The organism is Caloramator proteoclasticus DSM 10124 (assembly GCF_900129265.1).
Taxonomy (GTDB): Bacteria; Bacillota; Clostridia; order Clostridiales; family Caloramatoraceae; genus Thermobrachium; species Thermobrachium proteoclasticum.
Genome location: NZ_FQVG01000006.1, coordinates 1 through 21878, shown reverse-complemented (window position 1 = coordinate 21878; position 21878 = coordinate 1). Strand labels below are relative to the sequence as shown.

Annotated in this window: 21 protein-coding genes and 1 pseudogene; 2 read left to right on the top strand and 20 right to left on the bottom strand. The window is 31.6% G+C overall.

Translation table 11 applies throughout. The annotated features are described in order from the left end of the window. Positions 1 to 2 precede the first annotated feature (2 nt). Positions 3 to 1388, bottom strand: coding sequence for an NAD(P)/FAD-dependent oxidoreductase (locus BUB63_RS02650; protein WP_278298150.1), 1386 nt, complete (start codon positions 1386 to 1388; stop codon positions 3 to 5). Positions 1389 to 1563: 175 nt separating this feature from the next. Beyond that, on the bottom strand, positions 1564 to 2382 hold the full coding sequence (locus tag BUB63_RS02645) for a hypothetical protein (RefSeq protein ID WP_073247850.1): 819 nt from the start codon (positions 2380 to 2382) through the stop codon (positions 1564 to 1566). 111 nt (positions 2383 to 2493) lie between these two features. Between BUB63_RS02645 and BUB63_RS02640 the strand changes: the two genes are divergently transcribed. Next, entirely contained in the window at positions 2494 to 4413 is a 1920-nt protein-coding gene (locus tag BUB63_RS02640; protein WP_073247849.1) for an NAD(+) synthase, read from the top strand. 322 nt (positions 4414 to 4735) lie between these two features. Here BUB63_RS02640 and BUB63_RS02635 read toward each other — a convergent pair whose 3' ends face one another. The 18 genes and pseudogenes from BUB63_RS02635 to BUB63_RS02550 form a co-directional block, all read right to left on the bottom strand. Continuing rightward, entirely contained in the window at positions 4736 to 6070 is a 1335-nt protein-coding gene (locus BUB63_RS02635) for a replicative DNA helicase (RefSeq protein WP_027308683.1), read from the bottom strand. A gap of 162 nt (positions 6071 to 6232) precedes the next feature. Continuing rightward, positions 6233 to 7417, bottom strand: a pseudogene (locus BUB63_RS02630) (RNA-guided endonuclease InsQ/TnpB family protein). Positions 7418 to 7581: 164 nt separating this feature from the next. Continuing rightward, positions 7582 to 9405, bottom strand: coding sequence for a Lon family ATP-dependent protease (lonC, locus tag BUB63_RS02625; protein ID WP_073247880.1), 1824 nt, complete (start codon positions 9403 to 9405; stop codon positions 7582 to 7584). Between the two features lie 62 nt (positions 9406 to 9467). Beyond that, the gene (gene rplI, locus BUB63_RS02620; RefSeq protein WP_073247848.1) at positions 9468 to 9914 is read right to left on the bottom strand and encodes a 50S ribosomal protein L9; all 447 of its coding nucleotides are present in this window, start codon (positions 9912 to 9914) and stop codon (positions 9468 to 9470) included. Further along, a complete protein-coding gene (locus tag BUB63_RS02615) occupies positions 9911 to 11893 on the bottom strand; it encodes a DHH family phosphoesterase (protein ID WP_073247847.1) in 1983 nt (660 codons plus the stop codon). The genes rplI and BUB63_RS02615 overlap by 4 nt, the downstream gene beginning before the upstream one ends. 24 nt (positions 11894 to 11917) lie before the next feature. Continuing rightward, complete coding sequence (locus BUB63_RS02610) at positions 11918 to 12880, bottom strand: YybS family protein (RefSeq protein ID WP_073247846.1); 963 nt, start codon at positions 12878 to 12880, stop codon at positions 11918 to 11920. Positions 12881 to 12882: 2 nt separating this feature from the next. Continuing rightward, complete coding sequence (locus BUB63_RS02605; RefSeq protein WP_073247845.1) at positions 12883 to 13206, bottom strand: MazG-like family protein; 324 nt, start codon at positions 13204 to 13206, stop codon at positions 12883 to 12885. 98 nt (positions 13207 to 13304) lie between these two features. Further along, positions 13305 to 13544 (bottom strand): 30S ribosomal protein S18, encoded by a 240-nt coding sequence (gene rpsR, locus BUB63_RS02600; RefSeq protein ID WP_027308689.1) that lies wholly within the window; start codon positions 13542 to 13544, stop codon positions 13305 to 13307. Between the two features lie 30 nt (positions 13545 to 13574). Further along, positions 13575 to 14018, bottom strand: coding sequence for a single-stranded DNA-binding protein (locus BUB63_RS02595; RefSeq protein WP_073247844.1), 444 nt, complete (start codon positions 14016 to 14018; stop codon positions 13575 to 13577). A gap of 19 nt (positions 14019 to 14037) precedes the next feature. Next, positions 14038 to 14325: a 30S ribosomal protein S6 gene (gene rpsF / locus BUB63_RS02590; RefSeq protein ID WP_027308691.1), complete on the bottom strand. Its 288-nt coding sequence runs from the start codon at positions 14323 to 14325 to the stop codon at positions 14038 to 14040. A gap of 84 nt (positions 14326 to 14409) precedes the next feature. Beyond that, the gene (locus tag BUB63_RS02585) at positions 14410 to 14622 is read right to left on the bottom strand and encodes a DUF951 domain-containing protein (RefSeq protein WP_027308692.1); all 213 of its coding nucleotides are present in this window, start codon (positions 14620 to 14622) and stop codon (positions 14410 to 14412) included. Further along, positions 14623 to 15471, bottom strand: a complete 849-nt coding sequence (locus tag BUB63_RS02580; RefSeq protein WP_073247843.1) for a mechanosensitive ion channel family protein — start codon at positions 15469 to 15471, stop codon at positions 14623 to 14625. It abuts the gene before it with no gap. 32 nt (positions 15472 to 15503) lie between these two features. Then, on the bottom strand, positions 15504 to 15761 hold the full coding sequence (locus BUB63_RS02575) for a putative Se/S carrier protein (protein ID WP_073247842.1): 258 nt from the start codon (positions 15759 to 15761) through the stop codon (positions 15504 to 15506). A 13-nt stretch (positions 15762 to 15774) separates the two neighbouring features. Then, positions 15775 to 16353: a sulfurtransferase-like selenium metabolism protein YedF gene (yedF, locus tag BUB63_RS02570; RefSeq protein WP_073247841.1), complete on the bottom strand. Its 579-nt coding sequence runs from the start codon at positions 16351 to 16353 to the stop codon at positions 15775 to 15777. Then, on the bottom strand, positions 16340 to 16930 hold the full coding sequence (locus tag BUB63_RS02565; protein ID WP_027308696.1) for an ANTAR domain-containing response regulator: 591 nt from the start codon (positions 16928 to 16930) through the stop codon (positions 16340 to 16342). The genes yedF and BUB63_RS02565 overlap by 14 nt, the downstream gene beginning before the upstream one ends. A 13-nt stretch (positions 16931 to 16943) precedes the next feature. Then, entirely contained in the window at positions 16944 to 18257 is a 1314-nt protein-coding gene (gene glnA / locus BUB63_RS02560; protein ID WP_073247879.1) for a type I glutamate--ammonia ligase, read from the bottom strand. A 288-nt stretch (positions 18258 to 18545) separates the two neighbouring features. Beyond that, positions 18546 to 19838: an L-cysteine desulfidase family protein gene (locus BUB63_RS02555; protein WP_027308698.1), complete on the bottom strand. Its 1293-nt coding sequence runs from the start codon at positions 19836 to 19838 to the stop codon at positions 18546 to 18548. 177 nt (positions 19839 to 20015) lie between these two features. Next, positions 20016 to 21449 (bottom strand): sigma-54 interaction domain-containing protein, encoded by a 1434-nt coding sequence (locus BUB63_RS02550; protein ID WP_073247840.1) that lies wholly within the window; start codon positions 21447 to 21449, stop codon positions 20016 to 20018. A gap of 261 nt (positions 21450 to 21710) precedes the next feature. Between BUB63_RS02550 and BUB63_RS13295 the strand changes: the two genes are divergently transcribed. After that, on the top strand, positions 21711 to 21878 hold a 168-nt coding region (locus tag BUB63_RS13295; protein WP_200790142.1), incomplete at its 3' end, for a transposase.

Sequence of the window (21878 nt, the reverse complement as noted above, 5' to 3'; positions counted from 1 at the left end):
AATCACCTCATCCTATTTATAATTTCTCTTGCAATAATAACTCCCGATACCGATGCTTGAGCAAGTCCTCTTGTTACTCCTGCACCATCACCTGCTGCAAATAAATTTTTAACTTGTGTTTCAAGGCTATTTGTAAGTTTTAATCTCATTGAGTAAAACTTAACCTCTACACCATATAAAAGTGTATGTTTTGAATAGATACCTGGAGCTACTTTATCAAGTGCCTCTAACATCTCTATTATATCAGTTAAAAACCTATATGGTAAAACTAAACTTAAATCTCCTGGAGTTGCATCAACTAAAGTTGGTTCCACAAGTCCTCTTTTTAATCTATCCTCTGTTGTTCTTCTTCCTTCAAGGAGATCTCCTAATCTTTGTACTATAACCCCTTCTCCCAACATATTAGCAAGACTTGCAATATACTTACCATATGCTATTGGAGATTTAAAGGGTTTTGTAAAGTTTTTACTAACAAGTAGTGCAAAATTTGTATTGTTTGTTTTTTTGTTGGCATAGCTATGTCCATTTACAGTTTTAATCCCATCGTTGTTTTCAACAACAACTTCACCATTTGGGTTCATACAGAAGGTTCTAACCCTATCATCAAAGGATTTTGTATAGTATATAAGCTTTGATTCATAAACTGCATCAGTTATGTCCTTCATAACAATTGCAGGACACTCTACTCTAACACCTATATCGACTGGATTTGTATCAAACTCTAAATTTAATCTTTCAACCTCTCTAAAGAACCAATCAGAACCCTCACGTCCAGGACATACTACTACATAATCAGCAGTATACTCCTCTCCTTCCTGTGTAATTACTCCCTTTGCCCTATCATCTTCAATTATAATTTCCCTAATTGGTTTTAGAGTGAATACATCTATTTTCTTTCTTAAATACTCCTCCATAGACTTTAATATATTAAAACAATTATCTGTTCCAAGATGTCTTATCCTTGCAGGTATAAACTTAAGGTCAGCAGCAGCCGCCCTTCTCATTATCTCTTCAACCTTTGGAGTTATCTCACCGTGTATCTCACTTGGTCCTCCAAACTCCAAATAAATTTTATCTATATAATCAATTAAGCTTTGTAATTCTACCTTGCTTATATATTCATCTAACACTCCACCAAATTCAGTAGTTAAAGTTAACTTGCCGTCACTGTATGCACCTGCTCCTCCCCATCCTGAAACTATAGAACAGGGATTGCATTTTACGCACTTTACCTTATTTTCACTGCTGGGGCATTTCCTATTTAGCATACTTTTACCCTTTTCAAATAGAGCAACACTTAAATTTTGGTTTTGTTTTACCAACTCAAGGGCAGTAAAAATTCCTGCAGGTCCTCCACCTACTATAATTACATCATATTTTTTCATAATACCCCTCCTTTTAACTCCAATAAAATACTACCAAACCCACATCTTTAAGTCAATAAAAAATCGAATAATTTTATTGTTGAATTATTTATATTTCGTTTTATGACGTATATTATTTAAATAAAAAATACATATATTAAGAATTATAACGTACATAAGCCCTACAAGGCTGCAGGGCTTATGTAAACATTAAAGATATAACAAGAATACTTATTATTATCCCTATATTAAATATTATTTTATAGCTTTTATTATTCTTATATTTAACACGCAAATAAAGAGAATAAACCCCATTTATTAAAAAGATAATGAAAGTTGAAATTTTAAAATATACGTTTTTTAATATTGGTGATTTTCCTTCTAAAAACATCAAAACAATTAAAAGACCTATTAAATTTATAGACATTATTATTTTATATATTAAATTATTAACCTTGTCGTCTTTACCCTCATCACTTTCCTCTTTTTTTATACCCTTTATATAATACTCTGTGCCTTCTGAAACCCTATTTTTTGATATTTTAGAACAGATAATTTCAACTATTTCTCTACTATTTTCTATCTTTCTACTATCAATACATAGACTCTTTTTAAAATCAAGTTTTATATCCTTATCCCTTCCCATTTCCTTTTCTGTTGCCTGTGGAAAAGTGCCTCTAATAATCCACCTTCCACCCTCTTTGTATTTATCCACAATAAAGGTTAAAAAAGCCCCTGACTTATTCACAGTTTCCACAAGGTATATGTTGTTAAAGTATATAACTTTATCACTTTTATTAGATTCCCCAAAATACTCTATCCTATCATTGTGGATAATAACCCTTAATCTATTAACTCTTTTATACATATAAATACCAAGTGCAACCACTAAAATACAAGTTAAAATAGATTCAGCCCCTATAGTTTTTCCACTTAACAAAGGAAAAATACCAATTGAAATTCCAAACATTATAAGAAGTAAACTTTCTATCTTTGCATTTTTTGATGCCCTATACATTAAATCACTCCCTTCATTACTAAAAGTTCTATTTAATATTAATATATCCTTCTTACCAAAATTAAAAATTTGTAGTAAATTAGAATTAGATACTAAAGAGGGAGTGATAGTGTGAATAATTTTGGTTTTATAAAGGTAGCAGCATCTTCACCTAAGCTTAAAGTTGCAAATCCCTTTTATAATGCAGAGGAAATAAAAAATATAATATTAGAAGCAGATAAAAATTTTGCAAAGGTAATTGTTTTTCCTGAACTTAGTGTAACCGGATATACCTGTGCTGATTTATTTTTACAAAAAAAATTAATAAATGATAGCTACATAGCACTTAAAAATATTTTAGATGAGACAAAACATACTGATATACTTTGTGCTGTTGGAATGCCTATTTTAATAAATCACATACTTTTAAACTGTGCAGTTTTGTTTAAATCCGGTAAAATACTCGCTGTTGTACCTAAAATGTACATACCTAACTATAGGGAGTTTTATGAAAAAAGGTGGTTTACTTCTGGATTTGAAGTATCTCATATTGAAGAAATAGATTTATTTGATGAAAAAGTTCCATTTGGAAATGTTATTATAGAAGATAAGAATTTAGGATTAAGAATTGGTGTTGAAATATGTGAAGATGTATGGGCACCTATACCTCCAAGTAGTTTTCTTTGTGTAAATGGTGCAAATATAATATTAAACCTATCCGCCAGCAACGAAGTGGTTGCAAAATCTGACTACAGACGTGAACTCATAAAGGGACAGAGTGCAAGATGTATATGTGGGTATATCTATTCCTCCGCTTCAGTTTACGAATCAACAACAGATTTAGTCTTTAGCGGCGACCTATTAATATGCGAAAATGGTTCTCTTTTAAAGTCTTCAGAAAGATTTAAAAGGGAGAGTCAAACTATATACTCCTATATAGATGTAGACAGATTAAACTCCGAGAGACAGGTTAATAAAACTTTTATAGATAGCCTCAATGTATCTAATGTAAAATACCAAACTGTAAATACTATATTTAATAAACTTAGCATTGATGGGTTTGATAGATATATTTCAAAGACTCCATTCATTCCGTCAAACAAACAAGAAATAGATATAAGGTGCAATGAAATATTTAATATTCAAGTAGCAGGTTTAGCAAAACGTTTTGAACATACAGGGCTAAAAAAGGCTGTTATAGGTATCTCGGGAGGACTTGATTCTACTCTTGCTCTCCTTGTTACCTATAAAACCTTTAAGGAATTAAACATACCACCAGAAAATATAATTGCTATAACAATGCCGGGCTTTGGAACAACAGATAGAACCTATACAAATGCTGTAAATTTAATTAAATCTCTAAAATGCACACTTATGGAAATAAATATTAAGGATGCGTGTCTACAACACTTCAAGGATATAGGACACGATAAAGATATACACGATTTAACCTATGAAAATACTCAAGCAAGAGAAAGAACTCAAATACTTATGGATATTGCAAATAAAATAGGTGGTATTGTGGTGGGTACTGGTGACCTATCTGAACTTGCACTTGGATGGTGTACATATAATGGAGACCATATGTCAATGTATGCAGTAAATGCAAGTATTCCAAAAACACTTATAAAGTTTTTGGTGGATTGGTATGCTGAAAAAACCGATGATAAAGAAGCTAAAAACATATTAAAGGATATATTAGACACACCAATAAGCCCAGAACTTCTCCCCCCTGATAAAGAGGGCAATATTAAGCAAAAAACAGAGGATACAGTAGGTCCATACGAACTCCATGATTTCTTTATTTATTATGCAATAAGATACAATATGCCTCCTGAAAAGGTACTTTTCCTTGCTGAACACGCCTTTTCCGATAAATATGATAAAGAATATATAAAGAAATGGCAAAATGTATTTTATAGAAGATTTTTTACTCAGCAGTTTAAACGTTCCTGTATGCCTGATGGGCCTAAAGTTGGAAGCGTATGCTTCTCACCAAGAGGCGACCTTAGAATGCCATCAGATGCAGACTCCTTTATATGGCTATCATAGAAGCGTATAAAAAAATAAACAAAAGGTGTTAGAAACCTTGTAGTTTGATTTTTAAAGGCCCCATGAAAGGATTTTATTAGGCTCTTTCATAAACTTTAGCAAATCTTGCTTTTCGACTTTGAAAAAGTCCATAATTCGGCACAGGACGTGCCGAGCTGAGCGGCCCTCAAGGACGAGGGCATCGCGAGGGTAGGACTTTTTTAAACAAAGAAAAGCTTAGATTTGCTTAGTGAAATGAACGAATGCCTTAAAATCTTTCATGGGGCTATCAATACATCATTTTTTCAACAGCCTGAAAAGGTTACAATAACCTTTTGTTTTCTTATACATTATGATACCTATCAAGATTTCCAAACTTAGTATATTGTCCAAGCCAAGCAAGTTCAACTGTTCCAGTTGGACCATTTCTTTGTTTTGCTATTATAACTTCTGCAATGTTCTTCTTTTCTGATTCCTTATTATAGTATTCATCTCTATATAAAAACATAACAAGGTCGGCATCCTGCTCAATAGAACCTGATTCTCTAAGGTCAGATAGTATTGGTCTATGGTCAGCTCTTGCCTCAGGTGCACGAGATAGCTGTGAAAGTGCAATTACAGGTGCATTCATCTCCTTTGCAATAGCCTTTAGGGACCTTGATATTTCAGAAACCTCCTGCTGTCTACTTTCAGATTTTTTACCTCCACTCATAAGTTGAAGGTAGTCTACCATTATTAAATCAAGACCCTTTTCCATCTTAAGTCTTCTACACTTAGAACGCATCTCCATTATAGAAATACCTGGTGTATCATCAATAAATATTGATGCCTTTGCCATAGGGCTTGCTGCTCTTGCAAGTCTTAGCCAGTCTTCATCATCAAGTTCTCCTGTTCTAAGCTTTAGCATATCTACATTTGCCTCAGCACAGAGCATTCTGTATACAAGTTGTTCCTTAGACATCTCAAGACTAAATATTGCAACACTTTTTCCTTCCCTTAAAGCAGCGTGTAGTGCAATATTCAATACAAATGCAGTCTTACCCATTGATGGTCTTGCTGCAACAAGTATAAAGTCTCCCTTTTGAAAGCCCGATGTTTTTCTGTCTAAATCTATAAACCCTGAGGCTATTCCTGTTGTATCTCCCCTAAATTTATATACGTGCTCTATTTGTTCAAAGCTTCTCTCAAGTATAGGCTTTATTGATTCAAAATCCTCATTTTTCTTTTTTTGTGATATATCAAATATACTCTTTTCTGCATCACTTAAAACCTCTTCTACATCATCCTGTTCATTATAACATTTATCCATAATTCTATGAGATGCAGAAATTAAACTCCTTAATAGATACTTTTCCTCAACTATTTTTGCATAATGTTTTGCATTTGATACTGTAGGTACTGAGGAAATAAGGTCACTTATATAAGAAATTCCTCCAACCACCTCAAGCAGGTCTCTTCCCTTTAAAGTATCAATTAATGTTATCATATCAACCGGCTTACCATCATTGTGTATTTCCATTATTGTTTTATATAAAACCTTATGTCCCTCTTTATAAAACTCATCACCAGTTAATATTTCAGAAACTTCATATATAACATCATTTTCTATTATCATCGCACCAAGTACAGACTGTTCTGCCTCAATATTATGTGGAGGAACTCTTAACTGTGCTTCCATTTCCTCACCGTTACAGAAAACTTATAAAACTTTACAAAGTTTATGTTTCCTTCCTTGTTCATCGTGTCCACTTTCGGCTAAACCTACTTGTGTTTATTTGACACTCCAAAGGCTTAAATTCCCCACTAACGTATGGGTACATATCAATAGTTGCTTTTAGTGCTATGCTATTGATTTGCCATAGTTTTTAAGATTTATACTTGCATTTAAATCTCTATCTATAATGTAGCCACATTCATCACATATGAATACTCTATCTGTCAAGGATAAATTGCCTTTTATGTGTCCACATTTGCTACAAGTTTTGCTTGATGGATAAAATCTATCTACAAGTATAAACTTAATTCCACTTAAGGCACACTTATATTCCACCTGCCTTTTAAATTCGTAGAATAGCTGTTCTTGTATTGATTTTGATAACTTTTTATTTTTTAGCATTCCACAAGTATTTAAACTCTCCATAACTACATACTCTGGCTTGGTTCTCACCAATGATGTAGTTATCTTATGAATATAATTATGCCTTATATTTTTAAGCCTTCTTCGTGTCTTTAAAACAAGGAATTCTAACTTTTTAATGTTTTTAGTTTTTCTGTAACGGATTTCACCTCCCTCTATCTGGATTTTGTTTATTTCATACTTTTTAGAAAGTTTCCTTTGTAATCTTTTAAGTCTTTTTTCAAGTTTCTTTACTTTGTTAGATTTATTTATGTTTTTAAACTTCTCTCCTGTGCTAACTATTGCTAAATCCTTTACACCTAAATCTATACCTATTCCTTCTGTGTAGTTCCTATCTACTGTTTCTTGTATTTCAACACCAACACTTAACCACCAATTAAGTCCATCAAATGTTACTCTTGGATTAGAATATTTAATGTTTTTTCATATTGGTATTCTATTTGTTTCAGCTAACCTAATCCAGTTTAGCTTTTGTTTGTTTTTCTTTTTAGAGGTAGCTAATTTTTCTAATTTAACTTGAGTTTCTGTTATAACTATTTTATCTGTATCTTGATAAAAACTTTGTTTACTTCGCTTTTTACTCTTAAACTTTGGAAATTTACTTCTACCTTCAAAGAAATTTTTAAATGCTATGCAGGCATCCTTTATAGCTTGTTTTGTTATGTTATTTGAATAACTGTTAAGCCATTTATATTTTTCTGTTTGTTTAAGCTGTGTTAATCTTTTTCTTAACTCTTTATCATCTAAAAACCTGCCTCCATTTTTATAGTTAATTTGCTCTTGTACTAATGCAAAGTTATATGCCCATCTTGCAACAGAAGCACACTCAAACAATTTTGTCTTCTGTTTGTTGTTTGGAAGTAGCATAACTTTGTATGTTTTAATCATTTTCAGTCAGCTCCTTAATAATATCTAAATCCAGATGGTTCAATATAAGCAGGTTTTAGTCTATTATCTCTGTCCCAATTTCTTAAAATTTGTTCCGTATTTTTATCAATCGTATATAGAGTTTTTTAATTTTTTATAAAATTATTTTAGCTGTTACCTGCCTCCTAATATACAATATCAAGTACTTCTTTTATATGGTCTACAGGTATTATATTAACCTCTTCAACATTTATAGGAACATCCTTCATATTTTCCTTTGGAATAATAATATTTTTTATTCCTCCCTGAAGAGCTCCATATATTTTCTCAGGTATACCTCCAACAGGCTTTATACTTCCTGTTAATGATATTTCACCTGTTATTGCTACATCCTGTCTTAGAGGCTTTTCCTCAACTGCACTTAAAATAGCAAGTGTTATTGCAAGTCCTGCTGAAGGGCCATCTATATTACCTCCACCTACTACATTAACGTGAACATCATAATTTGATAAATCTTCACCAGTAATCTGCCTAATTACTGTTGCTGCATTAAACACAGAATCCTTTGCCATAGTTCCTGCAGTATCGTTAAACCTAACAATACCAGAAGGTGAATCCTTTTTAAAGGCAACTGCCTCTATTTCAAGAACAGAACCTAAAAATCCATATACGCCAAGTCCATAGGTCTTTCCTATCTCCTTAGATTCCTTTGAATAGTTTTTAAACTGAGGCGTTAATCTTGATAGTGCTGCGACGTCATATACATCCTGAAGAGTTATTGTAATATTTTCTGTTCCTCTCTTTTGTACAACATACCCATATACATCTGCAAGTATATTTACTGCCTTTCTTCCTTCAAGGGTATATTCACTTATTGCATCTACTGCCCCTTCTTCTATTTTAATTTTTAACTTGTTTGCCGCATTTAAAACAATTTGTCTTATATGCTTTTTTGTTAAAGGTTCAAAGTAGACCTCTGCACATCTTGACCTTAATGCAGGGTTTATTTCGCTTGGATCTCTTGTTGTAGCACCAATCAATACAAAATCCGCAGGTGCTCCTTCATTAAAAAGTTTCTTTATATAAAGAGGTACACTCTCATCATCAGGATCATAATATGATGATGAAAACTCCACTCTTTTGTCCTCTAAAACCTTTAAAAGCTTATTTTGAAGCATTTCATCCATTTCTCCAATTTCATCAATAAAGAGAACTCCACCGTGTGCCTTAGTTACAAGTCCAAGCTTTGGTTCTGGAATTCCTGTTTCAATAAAATCCCTCTTTGCCCCCTGATAGATAGGATCGTGTACAGAACCTAAAAGTGGGCTTGTTATCTCTCTTGGATCCCATCTTAATGTTGTTCCATCAACTTCTACAAATGGTGCATCATTATTAAATACAGATGTTTTAAATTCCTTTGCAATCTTTAATGCCAATCTTGCAGCTGTAGTTTTTCCAACACCTGGAGGGCCATAAAGTATTATATGCTGCGGATATGGTGAACAAAGCTTTGATACAAGTGCAGTTAAGGCCCTCTCTTGTCCTACAATCTCATCCTTATTTTCAGGTCTTAAAAACTCCATTATTGACTTTGAAAGTTTAATTGTATCAAACTTTTGTAATTCCACAAGCTTTTTTAATGTCTTACTGTTTTCTGCACCATTTTTCTTTTTGATTATACTCAATTTTACTTCCTCTATAAGCTTGTCTTGTTTTTCAAGAAGATACTTTTCAACCTCTTGATCAATTTCATCCTCAACGTGTCTTAATGCTATCTTCTTAGAAAGCTCTTTTTTTATTTCTTGAAGGCATTCAATTGGATTATCTATATAATCATCCTTTTTTAAAATTAACCTCTGTAAAACATATATCTTTTCCTCTACTTTATCACTCTTATACTGTTTCTTTAAATTCAATTTTTTTAGGACATCATTAAGATACTTTTCACCATATAGTTTGTTTAGTAGTTCCTTAAGTGCTTCAACTTGAACATCGATGTCATTCATCATATTTGTAAAGTTATTTTTTAAATCAACTGCTAAGTTATTTTTATTCAATCAAATACTCCTCTCTATTTTTGTAAAATAGATACCTTTAGCTTTCCTGTAACCTCTGGATATACTTTTACATCAACAGTATATACTCCAGCAATCTTTATAGCTTCTGGTAAATCTATCTTCTTTTTATCAATATCTATATTATGTTGCTTCTTTAATGCATCTGCTATATCCTTTGATGTAACTGAACCAAAAATCTTTCCATTATCTCCAACCTTAACAGCAACTTCAACAGTTAATGTAGAAAGCTTCTTTGCAAGTTCCTGTGCAGCTTTTATCTCTTCTCTTTTCTTCTCTGCTTCCTTAGCCTTTTGTTCCTCTAAAACCCTTAAATTACCCTCTGTTGCTTCTACTGCAAGTTTCTTTGGGAATAAAAAATTTCTTGCATATCCATCAGATACATTTATAACCTCATCCTTTTTACCTACACCCTTAATATCAGCCTTTAATATTACCTTCATCTTTCGTCACTCTCCTTACAGTATTTTTTTATTGATTCTAAAAGCAATTTCTTTGCATCCTCTATATCTACATTATTTAGCTGAGCACCAGCTATAGTCATATGGCCTCCTCCACCTAAGTTTTCTAATATTAATTGCACATTTATATTACCTAAGGACCTTCCACTTATTATAACCTCATTATCTACTTTTGCAAGCACAAAGGAGGCCTCAACACCTTCTAAGGTTAGAAGCTCATCTGCAGCCTGAGGTATAACTAAATGGTTTTTAACTGTACCATCATATACTGCAATTGCTATTTTATCATTTATTTCTGCACTTGCAACTAATTTTGTCCTTTCCCTATATGTCTCTAAATCATCCATAAACAGCTTTTTAACCTCTATTATATCTGCACCGTTTTTCTTTAAAAACCCTGCAGCTTCAAAGGTCCTAACACCTGTTTTAAAGGAAAAATTCTTAGTGTCCATATATATACCAGCCATAAGAGCTTGAAGCTCTAATTGTTCAATCTGGGGCTTTTCCTTTAGATATTGAAGTATTTCTGTAACAAGTTCACAGGTTGAACTTGCATATGGTTCTATATAATTCATAGTCGCATTTTCTATAAAATCAGCACTCTTTCTATGATGGTCAATTATTACTATGTTTTTTGCATAATCTACAAGTTCAGGACACTCCAATAGGCTCCTTCTATGAACATCTACTATAATCAAGAGTGCACCTGCCATAACTTTTTGCAATGCTATTTCATTTTTTATAAAAACTCCATTGTAATGTCCTGACCTTATTACCTTCTCCATCATTTTTTCAATTGAGCTATTAACTGTATTTAAAACAATATAGGCATCTTTACCACAAAGCTTTACTCCCCTATACATACCAAGAGAAGCCCCTAAACAATCTATATCTGGAACTTCGTGTCCCATAATTACAACTTCATCTGTTTGTTCTATCAAATCTGAAATTGCGTGGGCTATAACTCTTGCCCTAACCCTTGTTCTTTTTTCCACCTCTTTTGTCTTTCCTCCATAGAAGGATAACCTATCACCGTCTTTAACAACAGCTTGGTCTCCTCCCCTACCTAATGCCAGATCCTTTGCTGCTACTGCAAATTGATGGGTTTTTGCTATTGTTTCTCCATTTCTACCTAAACCAATACTTAATGTTACAGGTATTTTATTACCAACATCGATTTCTCTTATCTTGTCTAATATATCAAATTTATTTTCTACTAATGTATCAAAATGATGATTTTCAAAAACTAATATATATTTATAGTTATCATATTTTCTAATTAGAGCATCTATAGAATAGGCAAATGCATTTATCCTGTTATCAATCTCTGCAAGAAGTGTAGGCCTATTTATATCCTCTGTACTTTTAATAACCTCATCAAAATTATCAACCTCTAAAAGTGCTACAATTGATTTTTTCTCATTATACATATCATATAAAGTATAATAATTAGTATAGTCAATAAAATATAATAAAAATATATATCTATCCTTTTCCTTCTCTGCCTCAACAGGACTTACCAAAACGTTAAATATTTTATCTTTTATTATCACCTTTTCAAAGAAATGCTCTTTATTTTTTAATATTAAACTTGAATCAAAATTTCCAATAAAATCCCTAATATCTTTACCATACAAATTTATTTTTGTATTCATATAAAAAAGAGAATTTGCCCAAAGTATTTTACCACTACTATCTACTATAACAAGAGGAATAGGAATTTTGGATAGTGTGTTCTTACCAGCAATGTCAATGTCAGCCGAAAGAGTCTCTACAAACTTAGAAAACTCCTGACTCCTTATTTTATTTATCTTTAGATTATAGTAAATAAGATAAGCATAAAAAACTAATCCTATTATTCCTATAGGATAGTTATAAAACATTAATAAGGCTAATAGAACTGCTATAAAAAACATATAAAGTTTAGTATTAGGAAAAAATCTATAAAATTTATTATCCATAATATCTCCTCCTGCGAGGAATTTTTATTTTCTTATTCTTTTATAATCAAGTTTCCTGTAATTAAATATATAATCCATTATACCTATTATAAATATAATATTTGAAAGTGGTGAAGTCATAATAAAGAAGATTATTAAAAACCTTAAAAATCCCTTCATTTCTCTTTTTATAAAATAAAAATCAACCGCTGCAATACCATTTATAGTAAATACAAAACTAAATAAAATTTGTGCATTATAGTAATATGATAATGCATTTGGAAATTTAGTTACAACAAGAATAAAACTCACCAATACAATAACTAATATTGCTGTTGCAAGCTTAACAGGAATATACCACTGTGAGAGTGGTTTTATTTTTTCTACCTTATAGCCAAATCTATTAAATATTTTATATGCAAATAGATAACTTACAAGGGCACTCATTAATGAATATAAAAGCATAGTAACTGGAAATACCATTATAATAATATCTGGACTTGGTATTAGCTTCTTTAAAAGTAAATCTATCTGTTCTTGTGGTACACCTAATCCGCCATATATTTCTTTAGTTATTTTTACTGACTCATCTAACATCTGTATCATTGATTTTAGTATATCCTGACCTAAAATTAAATTAGATAGTTTAATAAGCACTGCTGTTGATATAAACACAACTATAGACATAAAAGTAAAGGTCGTAATAACTGACTTTTGTTTTTTTATACAATACCCCATCACAAGTCCAAGTGCACCATAGATTATAGCAAAAGAAACAGCAGTAATCGGATCAACTGTAAAGGCAACAATTGCACCTGTTGCAATAACAGATAATAAACTATATTTAAAATTATGTCTTAAAAACGTAAGTGCTATAGGTATAGGCCATAAAAATATTCCTACAAAATATAAAAATGGAACATATATACTTGCTAATATTAATACAACATTTATTGCAGTCAATAAACCTGCTTCTACAATTGAACGAGTGGATGTTCTATTTTGCATAATCAGACCTCTCTTCCTTCTCTAATGTATGATATAAGCTTTGCACAATCTTGATATTGTGTATCTGCCTCCTCCTTTAAAAGACCAAGCTTTAGCTTCTTTATTACCTTTTCATCTATTTCCGAAAAGCTTATACCCAATCTTCTTCCAAGCATATAGGATAATATTATTATTTCTGACAATTCATCTGTTATTTCATCCGTGCTTGATTTATTTCCCTTTGCCATACTTGTAAAAAGGTCTGCAACAGATGAAAGTAAAAATGCTTTATAATTCTCTATGAGTTTTATATTATCCAATATATTTAGTTCTTCGGCATTAAACATATAAACCCCCCCAAAAATTTCTATGTCTACATTAATACAATTATAGCATATTTATTATTATTGTAAAAAGAAAAAGTGCCTAAAATTTAGGCACTTTATTATTCTGCTGTATATGGAAGAAGAGCTATATTTCTTGCTCTCTTTATTGCTATTGTAAGCTCTCTTTGATGCTTTGCACAGTTTCCTGTGATTCTCTTTGGAAGAATCTTTCCTCTTTCTGTGATGTACTTCTTAAGTTTTGCTACATCCTTGTAATCGATGTATTCAACTTTATCCATACAGAAAGCACATACTCTCTTTTTCTTTCTTTGCTTAAAGTTTCCTTTTGCGTTTGCCATCTTTCTACCCTCCTTACCTCAAGAATTAGACTAGAATGGAACTTCTTCCTCTCCATCAACTGGAATAAAATCTCCACCGTTATAATCATCAATTGGAGATTCATAACTTTGGCCGTACATGCCTGAAGCTCCTCTTTGTGCCGAACCTCCGTCCTTTGGCCAATCTAAAAATTTAACCTCTTCTGCAACAACCTCTGTTACATATCTTGTGCTACCATCTTGAGCCTGATATTTTCTTGTCTGAATAGACCCAGATACTGCCACAAGCCTTCCTTTTCCCAGGTTGTTTGCAACATTTTCAGCAAGTTTTCTCCAGCAAATAACTGGTATGAAATCTGCCTCTCTTTGTCCACTTTGACTTACGTAATTCCTGTCTACTGCAACAGTAAAGGTGGCTACGGCAATACCAGACCCAGCTGTAAATCTAAGTTCAGGGTCCTTTGTCAATCTGCCAATTAAAATAACTTTATTCAATTTAAACACCACCTAAAAATTACTTTTGTAAATTAACAACAAGATGTCTTATAACGCTATCGGAGATTCTTAGCACTCTGTCTAATTCCATTGGTAGTTCGGAATTAGCTGAGAAGTTCATAAGTACATAGTATCCTTCGTTAACGTGGTTTATTTCATAAGCAAGCTTTCTCTTGCCCCACTCGTCTATGTTTTCTACTTCTCCACCACCATTAACAACAACATTCTTGAACTTCTCTACATTTGCCTTTATTTCTTCTTCAGTTAAATTTGGTGCTAAAACATATAGTGCTTCGTACTTTCTCATTATAGTTCACCTCCTCCCTCCGGACTAAACGGCTCATAAAATGAGCAGGGATTACAACTCCTCTATATTAACACATTATCAATTTTAAGTCAAGTCACTATTTTCTTCTACAGCCGATTTTACTATCTTTTTAACAGACTTTTCGAATTTTGGTCTTGGAAGCATAACTATTCTTCCACAACCTGTACATTTTATTTTTATATCTGCACCAAGCCTTATAATCTCCCAAGTCTTGCTTCCACAAGGATGTTCTTTTTTTGTCTCAACTATATCTCCTAAATTAAATACTTTTACCAATTACTTTCCTCCTTCCTTGCTATATATAACTCTTCTTGGATATGGTATTTCTATTCCTTCTTTATCTAATCTATATTTTATTCTTCTTCTAAGCTCCATTTCAACAGCCCACTGTTTCATCGGGATAGTCTTTGCCACCACTCTTATAGTTATACCAGATTCACCTAATTTTACAACTCCAACAACGTCTGGGCCTTCAACAATGTCTTCAAAATCTTTTTTTACATCCTCACATACCTCTTTTATAACAGATATTGCATGGTCTATATCCTCTTCATAGGCAATATCTACATCAACAAGTGCCCTCATATTTCCTCTTGTTTTATTTGTAACCTTACTTATTGTTCCGTTAGGAATTATATGTAGGTCTCCAGAAAAATCCCTAAGCTTTGTAACCCTTATACCTATTGCCTCAACAAATCCTGATAAACCATCTATAACTACATAATCTCCCACCGCAAATTGATCTTCGAATAATATAAAAACTCCAGATATAATGTCTTTAACTAAATTTTGAGCACCAAAACCAATTGCAACACCTGCAACTCCTGTTACAGCTATAACAGTTTTAATGTCAAATATCCAAATTGCTGCAACAAAATACATTAAATACCTTAATAAACTCTTAAAAAGTTCCTGAAGAGTTGCAGCCTTCTTTTCATTTAAGCCAAACTTTGATTTTTTCTGTCTTTCAAAAAACGAATGAATTATTTTTTCACCTATCTTTATTATTATTAAACATATTATAATTATTGCAATTGCTTTAATAAACTTCAAAGAACCATCTATTATTTTTTCCTGAGTTAAATTGCTCTCAACTGCCTCTTTAAATTTGTTAACTATATTCATAACTTCACCTCCTCAAAATTAAAGATTAAGACCTATGGTCTTAATCTTTCAAGTGTCTTAACCTCGTCTTTAACATACTTATATACTTCCTTAATTCTTATCTTACCTAATTTAACAAGTTCATCTATTTCATTAAGATTTTCAATTTGAGTTAAAATAGATATACCACAACTTAAAGTAATCTCCCTTGGTGTTGGTATTATTTGAATATTAAGGTTTCTTGATTTTAATACTGACTCTGCTTGTATTGCAAAATTAGTACTTTCAAATGTTACTATAATATACTCCATCTCTTTATCAACCTCATATTTTTATAGTATTTGTTGATTCGTGCATCTTTTCAACTATTGTATACATATTTGATACAGAACCTATCTTTAATTTATCTGATAAATTATAAAAATTCAAGCATGTTCCGCAGGATAATATTTCCACTCCCTGCTGTTCTAAGATTTTAAGGCTCTCTAATACATCAGAACCCTCTGTAGTTAATTTCACTCCCGCGTTAACAAATATTAATGTCTTTGGTTTTTTCTCAACTTCTGTTAATGAATATATATAACTCTTCATTAAAGTTCTACCTAATACATCATCTCCGTGTCCAAAGCAGTCTGAAGTAATAGCTATTACAATATTTTTTTCATCTTCAGCTAAATTACTGTTCTTATTCTCAGTCTTTTTTATTATTACGTGTATTCCCTCTGAATCTTCTGATATACTATACTCAAATCCATAGCTCTGTGCAAGTTTTGAAAGGTTTTCCCTTGCTCCCTGATTATCCACTATAACTTCAACCTCACCATTAATCATACTATCTAATTCCTTTTTTGTCATAATTACAGGCTTTGGACAAGCAAGTCCTCTACAATCAATCCTTTTCATTTTTATCCCCTCCATTTTTATTATTTTGTTCTATTATATCAATTATTACCTGGGCAATTTTAGCCATACTCACGCCTTTATCCATACTCTTTTTTCTTATATATTCATATGCCTTGTCTTCTGTTAAATTATATTTATTCATTATTAAACCCTTTGCCTTATCAATAAGCTTTCTCTCCTTTAACTTCCTATCCATATCCATTAAATTTTTATAGTTAAAATATGCTGATTCTATTGCATATCTCAAACTTGTCTGATTAAAGGGCTTTTGAATATACGCAAATACTAACTTATCTTTTAATTTATCAAAATACTCATCTACACTTCCTTTAATAGTTATTATGCAAGGGCATATTCCTTGTTTTTCAACTACCTCACTTATCTCAAAGGCAGATAATCCCTTTAAATTTACATCAATTAAAGCAACATCAGGGTTTATGCTTCGTATTTTTCTTAAAAGCGAAGAGCCTGATTTTTCGGTTGCAACCACATTAAATCCCATTTGAATTAGCATAATCTGAATAGATTTTAATATTTCTTCATCATTATCTCCTACTGCTATTTTAAGTCTATCCATATTTAGCCCCTCATTAATACTTAGTTAAATATCTTTCTACTTCCCAAGATGTAACTACACTTTTATATTCCTTCCATTCCATCTCTTTTGCTTCAATAAATCTATTATAAACGTGGCTTCCTAATGCCTCCTTAATTAGCTCATCCCTCTTTAATTCTTTAACCGCTTCTCTAAGTGATTGAGGAAGCAAATCTATCCCAACTTCTAACCTTTCCTCATCTGTTATTTCATATAAATTTCTATCAACTGGCTCACAAGGTTTTAATCCTCTCTTTATTCCATCTAATCCTGCCTTTATAATAACAGCTAATGCTAAATATGGATTACAGGATGGATCTGGGCTTCTAAGTTCTATCCTTGCATTTTTATTTATTCTTGAAGGAACTCTAATTAAAGGACTTCTATTTTTACAGGACCAAGATATATACATAGGAGCTTCATAACCTGATACTAACCTTTTATAACTATTAACATTTGGATTTGTTATAGCACATATAGCCTTTGCATGTTCCATTATTCCAGCTATAAAACTATATGCCTCCTTTGACAAGTTTAATTTATCATCTTTATCATAAAACAAATTTTCATCGCCTTTGTATACGTATATATTTGTATGTAGTCCTGAACCTGGTATTCCATATATTGGTTTAGGCATAAATGTAGCGTGCAATCCGTGATTTTTAGCTATTTTTCTTACCACCTGTTTAAATGTTACTATTTTATCTGCCGAGTATAATGCATCATCACATTTTAAGTCTATTTCGTGTTGTCCAGGTGCAACCTCGTGGTGTGATGCTTCAACTTCATATCCCATCTTATTAAGCGTTAAAACCATCTCTCTTCTTGCATTTTCTCCTAAGTCTACAGGTGCTAAATCAAAATAGCTTGCATCATCGTGAGTTATTAATGTTGGTTTACCAAACTCATCTGTATTAAATAAGAAAAATTCACATTCAGGGCCTATTTTAATAGAATACCCCATCTCCTTCGCCTCATTTAATACCCTCTTTAAAACGTATCTTGGGTCTCCTTCAAAGGGTTTACCCTCTGAATCATATATGTCACATATAAATCTTGCCTCTTTTCCGAAGCTTGAATACCAAGGATATACTAAAAATGTATCTGTATCGGGATAAAGATACATATCAGATTCTTCTATTCTAACAAATCCATCTATTGATGAACCATCAAAAACAATTTCATTATTTAAAGCTCTTTCAAGCTCACTTACAGTAATTGCAACATTTTTCATTATTCCAAATATATCAGTAAACTGAAGATATATAAATTCAACTTCTTCCTCTTTTATTTTGTTTAAAATATCCATTTTATTCAAATCTATCAACCTCCTTTTATTCTATTATAATATTCCAAAACAAAAAACACCATTAACAATTTATAAACTATTGTTAATCAGATTGATGACAAACCCGCTTGTTAGCTAAAGTATAAAAAAGCCCCATGAAAAGATTTCAATAGGCTCTTTCATAAACTTAGAATTGCTTGGCGAAATGAATGAATGCCTAAGAAATCCTTCATGGGGCTAATCAATATATAACTTTTTAAACAGATTGATTAACAATTTATAAACTATTGTTAATGGTATTCTACTTAATTAGCACACAAACTCGTATTCTTTTTTTAGCATTATATTAATTACTGTTCTATCAACATTTTTCATTCCTTCTCTTGTAAATATACCTAAATTTCTAATTGTAGATTCTATATCGCATCCAACAATACCGTTTCCACAAGGTACACACACTCCTTGTATTGCAAGCAATGCTGCTTTATAGGCAGCAGCTGCTGCTGTTGACAATTTTATTGCACATCCTGGTTTTGCACCATCACAAACTACACCACTTATATCTCCTACCATATTTTTAATAGTATTCTCCATCTCCTTATCCTTTCCTCCAAGAAGATAGCATATACCACAAGCTGCACCAACACCTGCTGCAACCCCGCACCCGCAAACACTTGATAATCTTCCTGTAAATTGCTTTATATAGATAGTTGTAATATGTGATATAGCAAGTGCCTTAACAAGCTGAGCATTATCCTTATTTAAAAGCTTTGCACAAACCGCAACTGGTATTATAGCTGTTATTCCGTGATTTCCAGAACCTGCACTACTCATAACAGGCATAAAACAACCAGCCATTCTTGCATCAGAAGCTGCTGCTGTCATCATTATAATATTATTTTGAATATCATCTGATATAATGCCTTCTTCCATCATCTTTTTATATCTCTTACCTATCTCCATTCCATAACTATTATTTAAACCTTCCTTTGCAATTTTAATATTTACTTCTGCACCCTCCAATAAAAACTCTAATTCTTCATCCTTCATATCTATTATTTCGTGTATCAAATCTAACAATTTGAATTCTTTTAAATCAAAATTTACCTTTGAAGAGCCTACAGCTACTTCTCTATTTTCATATATCACTTTACCATTTGCCTCAAGATAAACTATATTTGAATGTTTATCTTTTATCTCACAAACTCCTAATCCATTTTTTGTGAGTACCTCAACCCTAATATAAAATATTGCCTTTGAATCATCAACATCTATTCTAACTTTTCCTTCTTCAACTATTCTTTTAGCTTCTTTTTCGTGATTTGAATTTATATTTTTCAACACTTCAAGTTTTAACTTACAATCCCCTCCTATTGCACCTAATGCAGCAGCAATATGAAGACCTACATTTTTAGTTCCTGGAATACCTACCGCAAAGGCATTTTTAAATATATTTGAACTTACTATAACATTTATTTTTTCTATATCTCCTTTTACTACACTATATGCTGAAGCTGATGCAAGAGCAACTGCTACTGGCTCTGTACATCCTAATGCCAATACAACTTCTTGTTTTAAAACGTTTTTTATTATATTCTTCATATTAAATACCTCCAAGTATAATCTTGACTACATTAATATTGCAAAGATTATGCCAACGAAAATACATAAATAAATGGGCATTAAGTATCATTTTGATACTTAATGCCCATACAAATCTTATATTCTATAGACTCATACCATTAGTATCATTTTGATACTAATGGTATCATTTTGATACTAATTTAATCCATACTCCTTTATCTTTCTAAACAAAGTTGCCCTTCCTATACCTAACGCCTTTGCAGCTTCATCCTTTGAATTAAATTTCTTTAGTGCCTCTTTTATTAAATTTTTCTCGTGATATTTTAAGTCAAATATAGTTATATCTTCACCTTTTTTACTTTTTAACTTTTCAGGAACTTTATCAAAGGTTATATATTCTCCATTTTCCATATTAACAAGATATTCTATTATATTTTCTAATTCTCTAACATTACCTGGCCAATGGTAATTTAAAAATATCTCATATACATCTTCAGTAAATCCCTTTATATTTTTATTTAGTTTTAAACAGCATTTATTAAGTATATAATCCATTAGTACCTTTATATCATCTCTTCTTTCCCTAAGAGGAGGTATCTTTATTGGAATAACATTTAGCCTATAATATAGATCCTGTCTAAACTCTCCCTTTAACACCATCTCATCTAAATTCTTATGTGTTGCAGCTATTATTCTAATGTCTACTTCTATCTGCCTATTGCTTCCTATTCTTTCAATATATTTTTCTTGAAGAACTCTTAAGAGCTTAACTTGTAGATGCAGAGGCATATCCCCTATTTCATCCAAAAACAAAGTTCCACCCTGTGCAAGTTCAAATTTTCCTATTTTTCCTCCCTTTTTAGCACCAGTAAAGGCCCCCTCTTCAAAACCAAAAAGCTCACTTTCAAGAAGAGATTCTGGTATAGCTGCACAGTTTACTGCAACAAAGGGCCTTTTTTTTCTTTTACTTTCGTTGTGTATAGCTCTTGCAAACAGTTCTTTACCCGTTCCACTCTCTCCAAGTATTAATACTGTAGAATCTGCCCTTGAAGTTTTCTTAGCTATCTCTATTGCCTTTAAAAATTTTTCTGATTTACCTATAATACTATCAAAGGTCGTATCGCTATTAATAAGTGTCATATCTCTAATTATTTTGTTTATATCCTTCATATTTTTTAAAGAAAAAATAATACCCTGAAGCTTGTTTGAATACACAATAGGCTTAATAGAAACTAAAAAATTTCTATTCTCTATTCCAAACTGTATGTTTTTAATTTCTCTACCTAAAAGAATATCTTTATATATATCATCCTGTAGTAGTTTAGATATGAATAAATTCGTCTCTTCTTCCTTTAAAATATCCTTTATAATTTTATTCTTAAATAAAATATTTTTATCTAAATCAATAGCTATTATTCCTTCATCAATTGAATTTATTATGGTTTCAATCTGTTTTATCAGCAAATTTTGTTTTTCACAAATATTCATCTCAGAAATCTTAGTGCTCAGCATATCGCTCATCTTATTTAAAAATTTAATAAGGTTTTCTTTATTGTTATTTAATTGTATTTTTTGCTGTTCTGATAGAGCAACTAACCCTATTACTCCTACTACATTATTTTCTACCAATATCGGTGAGCACACCTCTGCATATTCAATACAGTTTATTTTGTTCTCACATTCAAAACATATATCATCTTCCCTTGGGTTATCTATTATTAACCTGAATTATTCATGGAATTTATTTAAAAGAGTTCTATAGCCCATATTAACTTAATTTTTTACTAAACTGCATTTCACTTAAAAAGTGAAATAAAAACATGAAAAAGAGGGCCCAAATTTGTTATAATATAGTTGCTAAACAAATACCAAACAAAGGGAGGGTTCTCAATGTTTAGTTTATATGATATTTGTTTAGAAAGCAATAGTAAAATACGATTAAATTTTGATGGTGGTGACTTATCTTCTGATACAGGATTGTTATTGCTTAAAGAATTTACTCATAAAATTGGCTTCGAAAATGTAATAAAAAGTTTATTTAAAACAAATGATTCTGCT

Excerpts from the sequence above, each read along its gene's own strand:
- BUB63_RS02645 (WP_073247850.1), bottom strand. The coding sequence starts at position 2,382 with ATGTATAGGGCATCAAAAAATGCAAAGATAGAAAGTTTACTTCTTATA.
- BUB63_RS02635 (WP_027308683.1), bottom strand. The coding sequence starts at position 6,070 with ATGGAAGCACAGTTAAGAGTTCCTCCACATAATATTGAGGCAGAACAG.
- lonC (WP_073247880.1), bottom strand. The coding sequence starts at position 9,405 with ATGATGAATGACATCGATGTTCAAGTTGAAGCACTTAAGGAACTACTA.
- rplI (WP_073247848.1), bottom strand. The coding sequence starts at position 9,914 with ATGAAGGTAATATTAAAGGCTGATATTAAGGGTGTAGGTAAAAAGGAT.
- BUB63_RS02615 (WP_073247847.1), bottom strand. The coding sequence starts at position 11,893 with ATGGATAATAAATTTTATAGATTTTTTCCTAATACTAAACTTTATATG.
- BUB63_RS02610 (WP_073247846.1), bottom strand. The coding sequence starts at position 12,880 with ATGCAAAATAGAACATCCACTCGTTCAATTGTAGAAGCAGGTTTATTG.
- BUB63_RS02605 (WP_073247845.1), bottom strand. The coding sequence starts at position 13,206 with ATGTTTAATGCCGAAGAACTAAATATATTGGATAATATAAAACTCATA.
- rpsR (WP_027308689.1), bottom strand. The coding sequence starts at position 13,544 with ATGGCAAACGCAAAAGGAAACTTTAAGCAAAGAAAGAAAAAGAGAGTA.
- rpsF (WP_027308691.1), bottom strand. The coding sequence starts at position 14,325 with ATGAGAAAGTACGAAGCACTATATGTTTTAGCACCAAATTTAACTGAA.
- BUB63_RS02580 (WP_073247843.1), bottom strand. The coding sequence starts at position 15,471 with ATGAATATAGTTAACAAATTTAAAGAGGCAGTTGAGAGCAATTTAACT.
- BUB63_RS02575 (WP_073247842.1), bottom strand. The coding sequence starts at position 15,761 with ATGGAGTATATTATAGTAACATTTGAAAGTACTAATTTTGCAATACAA.
- yedF (WP_073247841.1), bottom strand. The coding sequence starts at position 16,353 with ATGAAAAGGATTGATTGTAGAGGACTTGCTTGTCCAAAGCCTGTAATT.
- BUB63_RS02565 (WP_027308696.1), bottom strand. The coding sequence starts at position 16,930 with ATGGATAGACTTAAAATAGCAGTAGGAGATAATGATGAAGAAATATTA.
- glnA (WP_073247879.1), bottom strand. The coding sequence starts at position 18,257 with ATGGATATTTTAAACAAAATAAAAGAGGAAGAAGTTGAATTTATATAT.
- BUB63_RS02555 (WP_027308698.1), bottom strand. The coding sequence starts at position 19,838 with ATGAAGAATATAATAAAAAACGTTTTAAAACAAGAAGTTGTATTGGCA.